Below are 15,251 nucleotides of genomic sequence, written 5' to 3'. Positions count from 1 at the left end.
TTTCCGGGGCTTGACGATCTCCCGTTGCAACCGCACTCTGGCCGCGCCGTGAGGGGTGCTGCTTGAGGAGGTGGTGCGTGATTCGCGGTTTTGAGGGGCCTGCGGCCGGGAGTGAGTCCGCGGGTTGTAACGGAGGGTAATGCGAAATGACCATTTTATTGGGCGTTATCGCATGCGGGTTGCTCGCGGTGGCTTACGCCATCTGGGCAACACAGTCGGTGCTGGCCGCCGACCAGGGGAACGCCCGCATGCAAGAAATCGCAGGCTACATTCGTGAAGGGGCACAGGCCTATCTCACGCGTCAATACAAGACCATTGCCATCGTCGGTGTCGTCGTATTCATCACCGCTTGGGTTCTTCTTTCCCCCGCTGCCGCTTTCGGCTTTCTGATCGGTGCGATCCTTTCGGGTGCCGCGGGCTTCATCGGCATGCATGTTTCGGTTCGGGCAAACGTCCGCACTGCCCAGGCGGCGTCCGTGAGCCTCGCCTCCGGCCTCGATATTGCTTTCAAATCCGGCGCGATCACCGGCCTTCTGGTGGCCGGCCTGGCGCTCCTTGGCGTCTCCGTCTACTACGTCGTCCTCACGGCCGGCCTCGGGCATGAGCCCGCCTCGCGCGAAGTCATCGATGCGCTGGTATCACTCGGCTTCGGCGCTTCGCTGATTTCGATCTTTGCCCGTCTCGGCGGTGGCATCTTCACCAAGGGTGCCGACGTTGGCGGCGACCTCGTCGGCAAGGTCGAAGCCGGCATTCCCGAGGACGACCCGCGCAACCCGGCGACCATTGCCGACAACGTCGGCGACAATGTCGGCGACTGCGCCGGCATGGCGGCCGACCTGTTCGAGACCTACGCGGTGTCGGTCGTTGCAACCATGGTTCTGGCGGCGATCTTCTTTGCCGGCACGCCGTTGCTGGCGAGCGTCATGGTCTATCCGCTGGCGATCTGCGCAGCCTGCATCATCACCTCGATCGTGGGCACCTTCTTCGTCAAGCTCGGGTCCAACAACTCGATCATGGGCGCTCTCTACAAGGGCCTGATCGTGACCGGTGTCCTGTCGATCCTCGGTCTCGGCGCCGCCACATCCTTTACGATCGGTTGGGGTTCGATCGGCACCGTTGCCGGCAAGGACATCACCGGCTGGAACCTGTTCATCTGCGGCATTCTCGGCCTTGTCGTCACGGCCCTGATCGTGGTGATCACGGAGTACTATACCGGCACCAACAAGCGGCCGGTAAATTCGATCGCGCAGGCGTCGGTCACCGGCCACGGCACCAACGTCATCCAGGGACTTGCCGTCTCGCTGGAATCGACGGCTCTGCCGGCGATCGTCATCGTCGGCGGCATCATCGCCACCTACCAGCTCGCCGGCCTCTTCGGAACCGGCATCGCCGTCACCGCCATGCTCGGCCTTGCCGGCATGATCGTGGCGCTCGACGCCTTCGGGCCGGTCACCGACAATGCCGGGGGCATCGCGGAGATGTCGCATCTGCCGCCGGAAGTGCGCAAGTCCACCGACGCGCTCGACGCCGTCGGCAACACCACCAAGGCCGTCACCAAGGGTTACGCGATCGGCTCGGCCGGTCTCGGCGCGCTGGTGCTCTTCGCCGCCTATGCGAACGACCTCAGCTACTTCGCCGCCAATGGCGACAAGTATCCGTACTTCGCCGATGTAGGCCAGATCTCCTTCGATCTCTCCAACCCTTACGTGGTTGCGGGTCTGATCTTCGGCGGCCTCATTCCCTACCTCTTCGGCGGCATCGCGATGACTGCAGTCGGTCGTGCGGCCGGCTCGATCGTCGAGGAGGTTCGCCGTCAGTTCCGCGAAAAGCCCGGCATCATGGAAGGCAGGGAACGGCCGGACTATGGCCGCGCCGTCGACCTTCTGACGAAGGCGGCGATCCGTGAGATGGTCATTCCTTCGCTGCTGCCTGTGCTGGCGCCCCTTGTCGTCTATTTCGGTGTGCTGCTGCTCTCGGGCTCGAAGGCTTCGGCCTTCGCGGCTCTGGGTGCATCTCTGCTCGGCGTCATCGTCAACGGCCTCTTCGTGGCGATCTCGATGACCTCGGGCGGCGGCGCCTGGGACAACGCCAAGAAGAGTTTCGAGGATGGCTTCGTCGACAAGAACGGCGAGCGCCATCTCAAGGGCTCCGACGCCCACAAGGCGTCTGTGACTGGCGACACCGTCGGCGACCCCTACAAGGACACGGCCGGGCCGGCCGTCAACCCGGCGATCAAGATCACCAACATCGTGGCGCTGCTGCTTCTGGCCGTCCTCGCCTGATCGCATCGCCGAACAAACAAAAGGCCCGCGGAACATCGTTCCGCGGGCCTTTTGTTTGGAAGGGAGGAGGCTTAGTTGCCGAAGTCCTTGAACAGGCTTCTTGCGGCGGCCTGACCGGCGCCGGGACCCGTCAGCAGCTGGCCGAGGAAGCTCGTTTCCTTGCCGCCCGTCGGCGTCGTGCGCGTCAGCATGTCGAAGACCTTGCCGTCCTTCAGCGTGTAGTGGGCGAGCTGGCTGACCGTGCCTTCCTTGTCGAAATAGACGGCGAGAATCGACTGGTCGATCAGCTGTGGCTTCATGAAGGCGACGGGGCGCTTGCGCGTCTGCGAAATGTAGTAGAACACTTCGTTGTCGAAGGTTGCCGTCGTCGAGGGCGTGCCGAGCGAAAGCAGCACCTGCTCGCGGCTGGAGCCGGCCGGAACGAGATTTAGCGTTTCCTGGTCAACCACATAACCCTGATGGAGAACTTCACCGACATTGGCGGACTGGCAGGCGGAAAGGGTAAAGCCGGCAATGGTGGCTACGACCGCCACGCGGCCGAGGGTCTTAAAATTTCTTCTCAAATACCGCTTCGTCAACGACAGCTCCCCTTGGAGAAACGATGGCAGATCCGCCATTGCAATTCGTGCCTGCTTCGGTAAACCAGCTTCGGCTGTCATGCAACAACGGGATGGGCGCTTGCGCGCATTTCGAGAAAGCCAAGCCCGAGCTTTGTGATGATTTTTGGACTGTTTAAAAGAAAAAGCGGCAATACCGCGATTGTCGAGCGGCAATATGCATTGCTGACGGCGGCGGCGCGCCAGCCCTACCTTTATACCGACCTCGACGTGCCGGACACGGTCATGGGTCGGTTCGAGATGCTGTCGGCGACGCTGATCCTCTATTTCCGGCGCACGCGCGCCTCGGCAAGACCCGGCCAGGAAATCGCCCAGGAGATCATCGATGCCTTCTTCGAGGACGTCGATCACTCGATCCGTGAACTCGGCGTCGGTGATGCCGGCGTGCCGAAGAAGATGAAGAAGCTGGCCAGCATGTATTATGGCCGCCTCGAATCCTATGCGACGGCGCTGGAGGCGAAGGACGCCGAGGCCCTGGCGGCGGCACTCCGGCGCAACTTCCATCCGGACGGCGGCGACGCCGCGCCTTCGATGGTGCCGCTTGCGAGTTATCTGCTGGCGGTCGAGGCACAGCTCGTCGATGTCTCGGAAGAGGCCATCGAGACCGGGCAGTTGCACATTCCGCCGGCTGGGGCGTAATAGAGAACAAGAGCGTCGCCACCGGCAGCCGGTCGGCGGCCGCGTTCGCGAGGGTGCCAGGATGCCCGCGCGAGGAAGGATCCAATCATGAAAGACGAAAGCCAGCCGGCCTTCTCTTACCCGGTGAAGGTGGGACACATTTCGGCGAACGCGGTCAGCGTGCATCTCTCCGCCAACGAGCGCGAAAGAAAGGCGCTTGCCGCGCTCTGGAACATCAACGAGGTTCTGTCGCTCGAAGCCGACCTGCAGATCGCGCGCTGGAAGAAGGATGGGGTAAAGATCAAGGGCGACGTCAAGGCGCGCATCGTGCAGAGCTGTGTTGTGACGCTCGAGCCTGTCGAGGCCGATATCGACGAATCCGTCGAGGCGATCTTGGTGCCCGAGGGATCGCGGCTTGCCCGCCAGGCGAGCAATGACGGCGGCGAGATGATTCTCGACCCGGATGGTCCAGATATTCCCGACACCTTCACCGGCGATACCATCGACGCCGGCGTCGTCGTCAGCGAGCAGGTGGCGCTCGCGATCGACCCTTATCCGCGTAAGCCTGGCGTGACCTTCGGCGAGCGCATCGAGAGTACAGCTGCCGATGACAAGAAGCCGAACCCCTTTGCCGTCCTGAAGGACTGGAAAAAGGACTGAGGTCGCGAAAGCGTCATCTACAATTCGGTTGTCACGCAAAGGAAAAGCAGTATTTTGGCCCCAAACCGGCCAGAAGAGCCGCCAAAGCGATCTGCCGCGTGCTTGGCTCAAGCGTCAGAAGCAATATGTTTCGTCAATGCGTTTCCGTTGAGTGCGCCGCGGCGGCACGTGTTGTGTGGCAGAAATAAAGGATAAGACACGCGTGGTCAGAATTTCACTTGACGTGATGGGGGGCGACTATGGTCCTGAAGTCGTCATCCCCGGCGCCGCAAGAGCGCTTGAACGTCATCCGGACATCAAGTTCGTTTTGTTCGGCATCGAAGCGCAGTGCGCAGGCCTCCTTGAAAAATATCCGAAGCTGAAGGCCAACAGCACCTTTTACGATTGCGAGATCGCAGTCGCCATGGACGAGAAGCCAAGCCAGGCGCTTCGCCGCGGTCGTGGCAAGTCGAGCATGTGGAAAGCGATCGACGCCATCAATGCCGGCGAGGCAGACGTCGTCGTTTCCGCCGGCAATACCGGTGCGCTGATGGCCATGTCGGTCTTCTGTCTGCGCACCATGCAGGGCATTCAGCGTCCGGCGATCGCCGCCATCTGGCCGACGCTCAAAGGCGAAAGCATCGTGCTCGATGTCGGCGCGACGATCGGTGCGGACGCGCAGCAGCTCATGGACTTCGCGCTGATGGGCGGCGCCATGGCCCGCGCGCTCTTCGAGATCGAGCGGCCGACGGTCGGTCTTCTCAACGTTGGCGTCGAGGAAATCAAGGGACAGGAAGAGGTCAAGGAAGCCGGCCGCCTGATCCGCGAGGCCAATATCGACGGTTTCGACTACTACGGCTTCGTCGAAGGCGACGACATCGGTCGCGGAACCGTCGACGTCGTCGTGACCGAAGGTTTCTCCGGCAATATCGCGCTGAAGGCGGCCGAAGGCACGGCGCGCCAGATTGCCGAATATCTGCGCGCGGCGATGTCGCGCACCCTGCTTGCCAAGATCGGCTATATCCTGGCCAAGGGCGCATTCGACCGCCTGCGTGAGAAGATGGATCCGCGCAAGGTCAATGGCGGCGTGTTCCTCGGCCTCAATGGCGTCGTGATCAAGAGCCATGGTGGTGCGGATGCCGAGGGCTTCGCTGCCGCGATCGATGTCGGCTACGACATGGTGAAGAATGGCCTGAAGTCGAAGATCGAGATCGATCTGGCGAAGTACCATGGCGGCGAACCGCCACAGGCTCTTTCCGCCGGCATGAATGATGAGGTTTGAATAGATGATCCGTTCCGTCGTTCGCGGCTTCGGCGCAGCATTGCCGAAGCGCGTGGTCACCAATCAGGAGCTGGAATCCAAGGTCGATACGTCCGATGAGTGGATCGTGCAGCGCACCGGCATCCGGCAACGCTACATCGCCGGTGAGGGCGAAACGACCGCGTCGCTGGGTGAAGGTGCCGCGCGCGCGGCCCTCGCCAACGCCGGGCTCACCCCTGATGATATCGACCTGATCATCCTGGCGACTTCGACCCCGGACAACACGTTCCCGGCAACGGCCGTCAATATTCAGGACCGGCTCGGCATGCGCCATGGCGCCGCCTTCGACATGCAGGCCGTCTGTTCCGGCTTCGTCTATGCGGTAACCACGGCGGACGCCTATATCCGCGGCGGGCTTGCCAAGCGCGTGCTGGTGATCGGCGCGGAGACTTTCTCCCGGATCCTCGACTGGAATGACCGCACGACCTGCGTGCTCTTCGGCGACGGCGCCGGCGCCATCATCCTGGAAGCCCAGGAAGGCGAGGGCACCAATGCCGACCGGGGCGTCCTGACGGCGAAGCTGCGCTCCGACGGTGCGCACCGCGACAAGCTCTATGTCGATGGCGGCCCCTCGACCACCGGTACGGTCGGTCATCTGAAGATGGAAGGCCGCGAAGTCTTCAAGCATGCCGTCGGCATGATCACCGACGTGATCGAGGCGGCGTTCGAGGCGACCGGGACGACGGCCGAGGATCTCGACTGGCTGGTGCCGCACCAGGCCAACCGCCGCATCATCGACGGTTCCGCCAAGAAGCTTGGCATCCCTCTCGACAAGGTTGTGGTCACGGTCGATCTCCATGGCAACACCTCCGCTGCCTCCATTCCGCTGGCGTTGAACGCGGCGGCGGGCGACGGCCGGATCAAGAAGGGCGACCTCGTCCTGCTCGAGGCCATGGGCGGTGGCTTCACCTGGGGCTCCGTGCTCCTCCGCTGGTAAAGAAATTGCTTAAGCAACAGACGCTTGACCGCAAAAGGCAAGGGCAATAGTCTTCGGACGCTGATCGGCGTACCAGACGTTGGTGGGGGAAGATGAGCGGAAAAACAGTAACACGGGCGGACTTGGCTGAGTCGGTTTTTCGCAAGGTGGGTCTGTCGCGGACAGAGTCTGCCGAGTTGGTGGAAACCGTCATTGACGAAATATGCAACGCAATCGTGCGTGGCGAGAGCGTGAAGCTGTCCTCTTTCGCGACCTTCCAGGTTCGCGACAAGAACGAGCGCATCGGGCGAAACCCGAAGACCGGCGAGGAAGTGCCGATCTCGCCCCGGCGCGTCATGACCTTCAAGGCGTCGAACGTCCTGAAGCAGCGCGTCCTGAAGGCGCATCTGGGCCGCAAGGCCAAGCAGAAACCGGTGTCTCCCGTTTCGTGAACGCCGGACGACAACCACAAATGTGGTTGAAAACCCATCCATAAGCCGTTGAAATGGAGCCGATTCGTGCCATCATTGGCGCGGTATCGGCTCGTTTCGGCTTTCGAGCCTGAGTCGCACGGCATGGATTGGGAACGATATGGAAAAGAGCCCGGACGCTTTTCGCACCATCAGCGAGGTCGCTGACGATCTCGATCTGCCGCAGCATGTCCTGCGTTTCTGGGAAACCCGCTTCCAGCAGATCAAGCCGATGAAGCGCGGCGGCGGCCGGCGGTATTATCGGCCGGAGGATGTCGATCTCCTGAAGGGTATCCGACATCTGCTCTACGATCACGGCTACACGATCAAGGGCGTACAGAAGTTGCTGAAGACCAACGGCAACAAGTTTGTTGCTGCCATCGCCAGCGGCGATCTCGCGACCGTCGAAGCGCTCGCTGCCTCCAGCAACGAGGAGCCCGCGCCACCGAAGGCCGGTCTCTCCGAGGAAGATCAGATCGTCGGCCGTGCAAAAGCGCCGGCAAGCCGCCGTTTCTTCTCCTTCGGCGGCAGCAGCGACGACGTACCGGAAATCTCGCTCGGCAAATCCTCGTCCGTCGGCAAGGAAGATCGTGCCCTGCTGCAGGAGGCGCTCTATGACCTCCTGGAATGCAAGCGATTGCTCGATCAGGTGCGCTGAGGAAGCCGCTCAGGCGGCTGGCTTGGGCCGTTTCCTGCACGGATGTGCGCGCCGCGGGTGTTCCGTCGGTTCCCGCCTGAAAAGATGCACGCGCTTTTTGCTGGATGGGGCGGGCCTCGTTACTGTAACGCCGGTCCGACGGGTGTTGTGAAGCACATTCGTCACCAACTTCAGTGCCGGCGCTTTATCCACAGTAGTGCTTGAGAGCGTCAGTAGGAGATTCTGAAGCCGCCAGGGCTTGCTGCGGAGACGTCAGGCTCCGGATAGGGGCCGGTCCACTGCGCATAGGTCGTGTTGGTCGTACCGGAGGTCGCGCAGCCGGAAAGCGTGAGAAGCGCAATCGCGGTCAGGGCCATGAGAGACTTAAGAGGCATGGTTTTCTCCTAGAGGGGGAGACGCTCCAGGCCTCAAGGGCCAGAATCAAACTGTCCCTCAAATCATTCATGATGGCAAGCTCACGTTGCGTTAGGCAGCAAGTTTCGGGCGACATGATCTTGTTCTGGTAAAGGTTCCATTGTTGCAAGGGGAAGCGCAGCTGCAACGCTTCGCAAGTCGCGCTGGAGGAGGGGCGTGGGATCTTCGCGAGGGCGCCAGTCGCTTGTCTTGGCGGAAGAAGGGCGGCCATGGGCTGCCACGGTGGGCATTCCGTGGGACTTTCTGTTCCCACTCATGCTTTTCCACGTCGTTTGTTCCTTTTTCGATCCATGTCGCATTTTCCCGCTTGCGCTCTAAGCGCTGGTTATATAGGGGTTTCCTCGGTTCGGAGCGTAGCGCAGCCCGGTAGCGCACTTGACTGGGGGTCAAGGGGTCGTGGGTTCGAATCCCGCCGCTCCGACCATTTTCTTTCACCGGCTTTGAGGCTGCCAGCCTCGAAGAATCGCGGATATCCGTCCCTCCTCCATGCCTTTCATTTCTTCGAGTAGCGCCCAAACACGTCGGCTGCTTTGTCGTTGGGGATGGGCGGATCGCGGGCTGTCGTCTTGAAAACCTTGTGGTCGGGGAACGTTATGCTTGCAAAAAACGACATGCTTGCGGAAATCGACGAGCCGGCGCTGTCTTTGAGCGAGTGTTTTGTCGTCACGTCCGTCGACCGCAGGTTCGTCGAGTTTGCCGGAGTGATGTTGCATACGCTGGCGCTGAACGGCGACGTCGATGATGTGAGCGTCGTCGTCTTCTGTGATGGCTTGACCCCTAAAGATAAATCGCATCTGAGAATGTGTGGCGGACGGCTCCGCTTGACCCTGTTCGAGCTGTCGGAAAAAACGCTTCGACAATTTGACGGCTTGAAGACCAACAGCAATTGGAGCCGGTCGATTTACACCCGGCTGGTCCTGCCAGACCTCCTTGGCTGCAAGGACGGACGGTTGATCTACCTCGACGCCGATACGATCGTCGTCGACAGTTTGCGTCCGTTGTTGAATCTGGAGATGGCCGGTATGCCGGTGGCCGCCGTCGGCGGCGTTTCCAAGCGGGCTATAGCGCGTCTGAAGCTTCCGGACGAAACGAAAACCATGAACTCCGGCGTTCTGCTGATCGATATCCGGGAATGGTTATACAGGGATCTGTCGAAGAGCTGCCTTGAGATCGTGCGCACACAGGCCGAAAGCCTCAGATTTTTTGATCAGGATGCATTGAACATTGCTCTCGCCGGGCAATTCGTTTCTCTCGATCGTCGTTGGAATGTGGTCCTGCATTCGCACGCCGACGATCCCGCGATAATCCATTTCACGCACGACAAGCCCAACTCCGTTCGTTGCCAGCACCCCGCGCAGCCCCTGTATTTGCAGTACAGGCAAGCGACGCCTTGGGCGAAGAAGCCGCTCAAGTCGCACTGGCACAAGAGGATCAATCGCTGGGTTCACTCCGCCCGAAAGCTCTTCGGCCGCTGAAGCTCGGGTTTAGGGGCCCGGAAAAGTCCCGAACGGCCAGCTGATCTGTTTGCCCTCGGCGTGCGCGTGTCCGCTTTGACATCGGTCCGCGCCTGTTGCTTGCACCGTGGAAAACATCGCTCATCGAATATCGCTAAAATGCCTCGTTCCGGTGCGATGGTCCGAGCGGCTGGGGCCGATCGCCGTCCTCGCGAAAGCGATGGAATGGCCTCATGGCGGGCGTCTGCCTGCCAAAGGAGGAATGTGATGAAGACGCTTTCGAAGATTTTTGCCGCGTCGTTGCTCGGCCTGACGGCCTTGACGGCGATGCCGATCATTTCGACGTCAGGCAGTGCCCGTGCAGACAATGCCGTTGTTCTCGTGCCGGGTCAGCCCACCGGCTCATCGGGCGATACCGGCTCAGCAAGTTCCAACCCCGATACCGGCACGCCCAATTCTAACGGTGATACCGGCGCGCCGAGCTCCAACCCCGACACCGGCGGGTCGGGCGCGGAGGGATCGACGCCGTAAGCGATCCTTCGACGGCAACAAAAGAGGTCCTTCAGCAGGGCCTCTTTTTTTGTCTCCGGCACTTGCTGTGCGGCAATCGTGCTGTCCCTTTCGCGCTACCTGACTGGCCGGACCAACTCTGCGGTCTGTCGCTTCGATGCTGCCTTCCAGTAGAGCGCCTCCGTGCGATCGAGCATCACGGCGAGCGTAAACCGATCCTTCAGGCTTTCGGCCGTGGCCGAGAGCGCCTTGAAGGTCTCTGCTTCGGCTGCCCGGATCATGGTCTTGGCAAGTGCGGAGGTGTCGTCGCTGTTGGGCAGGATGAAACCGTTCCGCCCGTCGGCGATCACCGTGCGCGCGCCACCGATATCGGTGGCGATGATCGCCTTGCCGGCAGCCGCGCCTTCGAGCATCACATAGGACATGGCTTCGTAGCGGCTTGGCATCACCAGGAGGTCGAAGGCCGGAACGGCCTGCGGGCCGGTAAAGGCGGAGGTCAGGTGCATGCGGTTCTGCAGCCCGCTTTCGGCGATCGCCTTGCGCAGGCTGCCTTCGAGTTCACCGCTGCCGACCATGACGAGGTGGCTGTTCCTGACGGAACCGGCGACACTCTTGAACGCAGCGATCAGTCGCTCCGGCGCCTTCTGGGCGGAAAGTCGTCCGACGAAGCCGAAGACGAAAGCCTCCGGCGCAATCCCGAAGCTGGCGCGCAGCGTCTGTGCCATCTCGGCTGACGGTGGCGCGACGCCGTTGACGATCACCGACATGCGCTTCTCGGGCATGTGCAGGGAGAGTGCGTGGCGAAATTCGTCGTCGGACACGCAGATCAGGTGATCTGTAAGGAAACCGGCAAGGGCCCATTCGATCGTGCCGTAGATCAAACGCCCGCCGCGGCCGAGTGTGGGATCCAGCGTACGAAAGGCGTGTGGCGTGTAGATCCGCGGGACATGCGGGCCGGGCAGCCGCAGGCGCGTCAGGGCGCCGGCCTTTGAACTGTGGCCGTGAATGATGTCGAAGCCGTTGCGGCCGATGATGCGGCGGAGTTCGAGAAAACAGGTGAGATCCGACGGCCCAGGCGCGCGCTTCATGTTGACGGCGTGCACGGCCGGCAGGCCGATCGCCTTCAGCTCGCGAACGAAGGCTTCCTCGGCGCGCACCGGCGAATAGACGGCCTCGACGTGATGCCCGCGGCTGTGCATGCCACGGCACAGATCGAGGAAGTGACGGCCCGAGCCGCCGCCGCTCGGCTCCAGCACCTGCAGGAGCCTGAGGGGAGGGGCCGGCGACCGGCGTGGAACGACATGTTCCATGATCAGGAGCTCCAGCCGGCGCGCGCCTGCCGGCGATGGCGATACTCAAGCGCGGCGCATCCCCAGATGACGCCGATGAGCAGATAGAAGTGGCGCCAGTGATCGGTGTCGATGACGTTGCCGACGCCGACATGGCCGAGAATGGCGACCCAGGCGATCATCAGATAGGTCTGCCAGGGACGGTTGAGCAGCAGAAAGCGGAAGCCGAGCGACAGGGTCCAGACGATCAGCGTCACGTAACTGACGAAGCCGAGCCAGCCATAGGAGGTGAGCGACTTCAGCCAGACATTGTGCTCGTCTTCGGGGAAGATCGTGCTGAACACCATTGGCCCGATGCCGAGCGGCTTTTCCATCGACATCAGGAAGCCCAGACGATGCCGGTCGAAGCGGCCGAGGTGACCGCCGTCGTAATCCTGTACGAGCTGCGAGCGGCTGGAAAAGAGTGTCGCGACCTGCTCGGATTGAAGCGCGACGAGAAGCGCGCCGACGATCATGATCCCGCCGACGAGCGCCAGCACCAGGATCCTCAGGCGGAAGAGCCCATTTCGCTCCTTGAGCAGCATGACGAAGACGAAGGTGACCACGCAGAAGAGATTGAGCGCCCAGGCGGCGCGTGAAAACGACAGGAAGACACCGAGCGCCAGCACAAGCAGCGCTGCGATCTTCACCGGCGCCTTTTGGATCGGCTGCGTCAGGATCCCGTGGATCAGATACATGGCCGGGACGGACAGAAACGGGCCGAAGACGTTCGGATCCTGAAAGGCACCCTTGGCGCGGCCATAGAGCGTGAAGTTTTCCGCCCCCGGCACGGCGCCGAAGTAACCGAGGATACCGAGCGTGGCGGTGATGACGGCCGCGACCGTCCACGCATTGAAGATCAACCGCAACCGCTCGTGGCGATCCTCGATGATCGCGGCAAAAAAGACCGACGACAATGCAAGGAAGCCGGAGACCGCCATGTACATCGGGCCCTTGGTCAGGTCGACCATGACGGTCAGCGACAGGATGCCGCCGATCATGAACAGCGTCAGAAGCGTAAGCAGAGGAGCGACGCTGCGCGATATCTTAAGCCCGAACAACGCCCAAAGACAGATGAGCGCCACCAGGAACAGCTCATAGGGCGCCGGCTCGAAGATGACGAAGCCGGAGAGAAACACTGTAAACGCCACCAGCCCGGAGCCAAGCAGCGAAAGCGCCGCAAGCTGGGGACGGGCGATCAGGAGCCGGCCTGAGTCGACGGTGCTCAATACGCGTTCTCGGTGTTGAGAAGCCGGAACGGCGTCAGGAACAGGATCTTGAGGTCGAAGAGCAGCGACCAGTTCTCGATGTAATGGAGGTCGAACGCGGTGCGCAGGCGAATCTTGTCGTCATTGTCGATCTCGCCGCGCCAGCCGTTGATCTGCGCCCAGCCGGTGACGCCGGGCTTGACGCGGTGGCGGGCGAAGTACCCTTCGACGACGTCGGAATAGGTGCGGTTCTGGGTCTGCGCCAGAACGGCGTGCGGACGCGGACCGACGAGCGAGAGTTCGCCTTTCAGCACGTTGAAGATCTGCGGCAGCTCGTCGATCGAGGATTTGCGGATGAAGCGTCCGACGGGGGTGACGCGCGGGTCGCCCTTCGTCACGGCGTTGCGGGCTGTCGGGTCGCCCAGATGCGTATACATCGAGCGAAACTTGTAGACCTCGATCGTCTCGTTGTTGAAGCCGTGCCGCTTCTGCTTGAAGATGATCGGGCCAGGCGACGTCGTTTTGACGGCGATCGCCGCACCGAGCATGATCGGCCACAGCAGCACCAGGGCGACGAGGCTGAAGACGATGTCGAAGCCGCGCTTGGCAACCGAGTCCCAGTCGGCGATCGGTTTGTCGAAGATGTCGAGCATCGGCACGTCGCCGACATGGGAATAGCTGCGCGGGCGGAAGCGCAGGTTGTTGGCGTGCGCGGCGAGCCGGATATCGACAGGAAGGATCCAGAGCTTCTTCAGAAGCTGGAGAATGCGTTTCTCCGCCGTCAGTGGCAGCGAGATGATCAGCATGTCGATGCGCGCCAGGCGGGCGAATTCCACCAGTTCGTCGACGGTGCCGAGCTTCGGATAGCCGGCGATCACATTGGGCGAGCGGCGCTCGTCGCGATCATCGAAAATGCCGCAGATGCGGATGTCGTTGTCGGGCTGGTCCTCGAGCGTGCGGATCAGGTCCTTGGCTGGCTGACCGCCGCCGACGACGACGGCGCGCCGCTCCATGGTGCCGTTGCGGGCCCAGTGGCGGATGGAATAGGCGATGAAGGCGCGCTCGGCGATGAGAAAGACCGCGCCGCCGATGAACCAGCCGCCGAACCAGACGCGCGAATACTGGTGACCGGATTTCAGAAAGAACAGCGCGACGGCGATGCCGCCGAAGGCGACTGCCCAGGAAGCGAGGATGCGCGGCATGAACCGCAGCCAGGCGCGCAGTGCCGGGATCTGATAGGTGTCGGCGATCTGCATGGCGGCGACCGCCAGCGCCGAGCCGCCGACGAGGATGGCCAGGTAGAGCGGCAGTTGATCGAGACCCGGCTGGACGTAGAGCGCGTTGATGGCATAGCCGATCGCAAAGAGCGCGCTGAACTCGAACAGGCGCATCAGCCCCATGATCATCGCCGGCGAATAGGTATCGGCGCTGAACTGCTCGGCGATCTGCCGCGCCAGCGGATTGAGATCCTTGCTCGTCTTTTCGTCCGGCTCTTCGCCAGGCGCGCGGGCGCGGATCTCCGAAATCTTCTTGCGAAGCGCTTCGGGGTCGAACGAACCCGGGCGGTCAAACTTGTTCATGGCTGTCTTCCGGCGCTGAAGTCCCTCAGCCGGGATAGCAGAAAGCCACTAAGAAACGCTTACGTTGTGGGCAACACGCTATCGGCGGGCGGCTGGTAACGGCACAATTCCCGATAGAGCCTTAGCATATCCGCCGACATTACCGAAGCTGCAAATTGCGACTTGAACGTGCTCGGATCAGGCATCACACGCGCCGCCCAGTCTTTCTCGGTGATCGCGCGCGCCATGATGGCGGCGAGTGACCGGGCATTGGCGGGCTCGGCAAGCGCGGTGCTGTCGCGCCCGAGAATTTCCGGAATCCCGCCGACGCGGCTGGCGATGACTGGCTTTCGCGCCGCCAGTGCCTCAAGCACGATGTAGGGCATGGATTCGGCGCGCGAGGGAACGACGATGTTGTGCGTCAGTGCGAAAGCCTCCCGCGTCTTCATCGCCGGTTGCATGCGGATGCGGCGGCCGAGACCCTGCTGCAGTACCAGGTCGATATATTCCTGCTGCTGCGGACCGTCGCCGATCATCAGCGCCGACAACGGCCTGCCGACAAGCCTTTCGGTCTGCGCGAATGCTTCCACAAAGAGATCGGGACCCTTCAGGTCCCGCATCATGCCGATATAGAGAAAGTCGACCGCATCCGGACTGGGCGGGACGATTTCGAACTCCCGGTCGTCGATGCCGTTGTAGATCAGCTCGTTGCGTTCGCGCGGCTTGCCGACCTTTGCGAAATAGGTTTGCCGCTCGAAATCGCAGACGAAGACGAGGGCGTCCGTAATCCGCTGCTGGATCCGTTCCGCCGGGAAGATCAACCGTCCGGTCATGGAGCCGGGGCGGTAGTGCAGGCTGCCGCCATGCGGCGAATAGAGGCGGGCTACGCGATACCTGTTGACCCGCAAGGCTGAACCGATGAGCCGGGCAATGACGCCGCCTTTGGCGCCGTGCCCATGCAACACATCCGGTCGCAAACTTCTGATTTCCTTGTAGCCGCGCCAGAGCGCGGCAAAATCCTGTGGCCCGACCGAGCGATGGATCGGCATCCGTGTGAGGCCGAGCGCCAGATGGGGGCGGATTTCGTCGAACAGCCGATCCTCGTGGCTGCCGCCTGTCGTGCTGTCGCAGAGGATGCCGACTTCATGGCCAGCCTTGGCATGCGCCTCGGCCAGGTCGCGAACGTGGCGGAATATCCCGCCCACAGGCGACCTGAAGCAGTGGATGATGCGCAAGGGCCGCTCTTGTTGCATCGAG

General features: G+C 62.1%; 15 protein-coding genes and 1 tRNA gene. 10 read left to right on the top strand and 6 right to left on the bottom strand.

The annotated features are described in order from the left end of the window. Positions 1-146: 146 nt before the first annotated feature. Complete coding sequence (locus C1A35_RS18640) at positions 147-2,282, top strand: sodium-translocating pyrophosphatase (RefSeq protein ID WP_104665751.1); 2,136 nt, start codon at positions 147-149, stop codon at positions 2,280-2,282. 71 nt (positions 2,283-2,353) lie between these two features. On the opposite strand, the gene C1A35_RS18635 is transcribed toward C1A35_RS18640, so the two are convergent. Continuing rightward, complete coding sequence (locus tag C1A35_RS18635) at positions 2,354-2,860, bottom strand: outer membrane protein assembly factor BamE (protein WP_104665906.1); 507 nt, start codon at positions 2,858-2,860, stop codon at positions 2,354-2,356. Between the two features lie 138 nt (positions 2,861-2,998). Between C1A35_RS18635 and C1A35_RS18630 the strand changes: the two genes are divergently transcribed. The 6 genes from C1A35_RS18630 (at position 2,999) to C1A35_RS18605 (ending at position 7,521) form a co-directional block, all read left to right on the top strand. After that, entirely contained in the window at positions 2,999-3,538 is a 540-nt protein-coding gene (locus C1A35_RS18630) for a ubiquinol-cytochrome C chaperone family protein (protein WP_104665750.1), read from the top strand. 87 nt (positions 3,539-3,625) lie between these two features. Then, a complete protein-coding gene (locus C1A35_RS18625) occupies positions 3,626-4,177 on the top strand; it encodes a YceD family protein (protein ID WP_104665749.1) in 552 nt (183 codons plus the stop codon). A 202-nt stretch (positions 4,178-4,379) separates the two neighbouring features. Beyond that, a complete protein-coding gene (gene plsX, locus C1A35_RS18620) occupies positions 4,380-5,438 on the top strand; it encodes a phosphate acyltransferase PlsX (protein ID WP_104665748.1) in 1,059 nt (352 codons plus the stop codon). Between the two features lie 4 nt (positions 5,439-5,442). Continuing rightward, positions 5,443-6,414: a beta-ketoacyl-ACP synthase III gene (locus tag C1A35_RS18615; RefSeq protein WP_043611455.1), complete on the top strand. Its 972-nt coding sequence runs from the start codon at positions 5,443-5,445 to the stop codon at positions 6,412-6,414. A 92-nt stretch (positions 6,415-6,506) separates the two neighbouring features. Then, positions 6,507-6,845, top strand: a complete 339-nt coding sequence (locus C1A35_RS18610; RefSeq protein WP_104665747.1) for an integration host factor subunit alpha — start codon at positions 6,507-6,509, stop codon at positions 6,843-6,845. 139 nt (positions 6,846-6,984) lie between these two features. Beyond that, positions 6,985-7,521 carry a MerR family transcriptional regulator gene (locus tag C1A35_RS18605; protein WP_034803717.1) on the top strand — a complete coding sequence of 179 codons (537 nt, stop codon included), beginning with the start codon at positions 6,985-6,987 and terminating at the stop codon, positions 7,519-7,521. 209 nt (positions 7,522-7,730) lie between these two features. Here the strand turns inward: C1A35_RS18605 and C1A35_RS36410 are convergent, their stop codons facing one another. Then, positions 7,731-7,895: a hypothetical protein gene (locus C1A35_RS36410; protein ID WP_199772970.1), complete on the bottom strand. Its 165-nt coding sequence runs from the start codon at positions 7,893-7,895 to the stop codon at positions 7,731-7,733. A 387-nt stretch (positions 7,896-8,282) separates the two neighbouring features. Here C1A35_RS36410 and C1A35_RS18600 point away from each other — a divergent pair. The 3 genes from C1A35_RS18600 (at position 8,283) to C1A35_RS18590 (ending at position 9,920) form a co-directional block, all read left to right on the top strand. Then, positions 8,283-8,359: transfer RNA gene (locus C1A35_RS18600), tRNA-Pro, on the top strand. Between the two features lie 169 nt (positions 8,360-8,528). Further along, positions 8,529-9,410, top strand: coding sequence for a glycosyltransferase family 8 protein (locus C1A35_RS18595; protein ID WP_158665095.1), 882 nt, complete (start codon positions 8,529-8,531; stop codon positions 9,408-9,410). Positions 9,411-9,656: 246 nt separating this feature from the next. Further along, positions 9,657-9,920: a hypothetical protein gene (locus tag C1A35_RS18590; protein WP_104665745.1), complete on the top strand. Its 264-nt coding sequence runs from the start codon at positions 9,657-9,659 to the stop codon at positions 9,918-9,920. A 95-nt stretch (positions 9,921-10,015) separates the two neighbouring features. Here the strand turns inward: C1A35_RS18590 and C1A35_RS18585 are convergent, their stop codons facing one another. Genes C1A35_RS18585 through C1A35_RS18570 form a run of 4 tightly spaced genes read right to left on the bottom strand, consistent with a single transcriptional unit; the run spans position 10,016 to position 15,247 of the window. Next, entirely contained in the window at positions 10,016-11,209 is a 1,194-nt protein-coding gene (locus C1A35_RS18585) for a glycosyltransferase (RefSeq protein WP_104665744.1), read from the bottom strand. Between the two features lie 2 nt (positions 11,210-11,211). Next, positions 11,212-12,456, bottom strand: coding sequence for an O-antigen ligase family protein (locus C1A35_RS18580; RefSeq protein ID WP_104665743.1), 1,245 nt, complete (start codon positions 12,454-12,456; stop codon positions 11,212-11,214). Then, complete coding sequence (locus C1A35_RS18575; protein ID WP_104665742.1) at positions 12,453-14,015, bottom strand: undecaprenyl-phosphate glucose phosphotransferase; 1,563 nt, start codon at positions 14,013-14,015, stop codon at positions 12,453-12,455. The genes C1A35_RS18580 and C1A35_RS18575 overlap by 4 nt, the downstream gene beginning before the upstream one ends. A gap of 59 nt (positions 14,016-14,074) precedes the next feature. After that, on the bottom strand, positions 14,075-15,247 hold the full coding sequence (locus tag C1A35_RS18570; RefSeq protein ID WP_104665741.1) for a glycosyltransferase family 4 protein: 1,173 nt from the start codon (positions 15,245-15,247) through the stop codon (positions 14,075-14,077). Positions 15,248-15,251 lie beyond the last annotated feature (4 nt).

Source organism: Ensifer adhaerens (genome assembly GCF_002940685.1).
Taxonomy (GTDB): domain Bacteria; phylum Pseudomonadota; class Alphaproteobacteria; order Rhizobiales; family Rhizobiaceae; genus Ensifer; species Ensifer adhaerens_E.
This window is presented reverse-complemented; position numbering and strand designations above follow the sequence as displayed.

Coding starts and splice junctions, on each gene's coding strand:
- C1A35_RS18640 (WP_104665751.1), top strand. CDS start 147: ATGACCATTTTATTGGGCGTTATCGCATGCGGGTTGCTCGCGGTGGCT.
- C1A35_RS18630 (WP_104665750.1), top strand. CDS start 2,999: ATGATTTTTGGACTGTTTAAAAGAAAAAGCGGCAATACCGCGATTGTC.
- C1A35_RS18625 (WP_104665749.1), top strand. CDS start 3,626: ATGAAAGACGAAAGCCAGCCGGCCTTCTCTTACCCGGTGAAGGTGGGA.
- C1A35_RS18615 (WP_043611455.1), top strand. CDS start 5,443: ATGATCCGTTCCGTCGTTCGCGGCTTCGGCGCAGCATTGCCGAAGCGC.
- C1A35_RS18610 (WP_104665747.1), top strand. CDS start 6,507: ATGAGCGGAAAAACAGTAACACGGGCGGACTTGGCTGAGTCGGTTTTT.
- C1A35_RS18605 (WP_034803717.1), top strand. CDS start 6,985: ATGGAAAAGAGCCCGGACGCTTTTCGCACCATCAGCGAGGTCGCTGAC.
- C1A35_RS36410 (WP_199772970.1), bottom strand. CDS start 7,895: ATGCCTCTTAAGTCTCTCATGGCCCTGACCGCGATTGCGCTTCTCACG.
- C1A35_RS18595 (WP_158665095.1), top strand. CDS start 8,529: ATGCTTGCAAAAAACGACATGCTTGCGGAAATCGACGAGCCGGCGCTG.
- C1A35_RS18590 (WP_104665745.1), top strand. CDS start 9,657: ATGAAGACGCTTTCGAAGATTTTTGCCGCGTCGTTGCTCGGCCTGACG.
- C1A35_RS18585 (WP_104665744.1), bottom strand. CDS start 11,209: ATGGAACATGTCGTTCCACGCCGGTCGCCGGCCCCTCCCCTCAGGCTC.
- C1A35_RS18575 (WP_104665742.1), bottom strand. CDS start 14,015: ATGAACAAGTTTGACCGCCCGGGTTCGTTCGACCCCGAAGCGCTTCGC.
- C1A35_RS18570 (WP_104665741.1), bottom strand. CDS start 15,247: ATGCAACAAGAGCGGCCCTTGCGCATCATCCACTGCTTCAGGTCGCCT.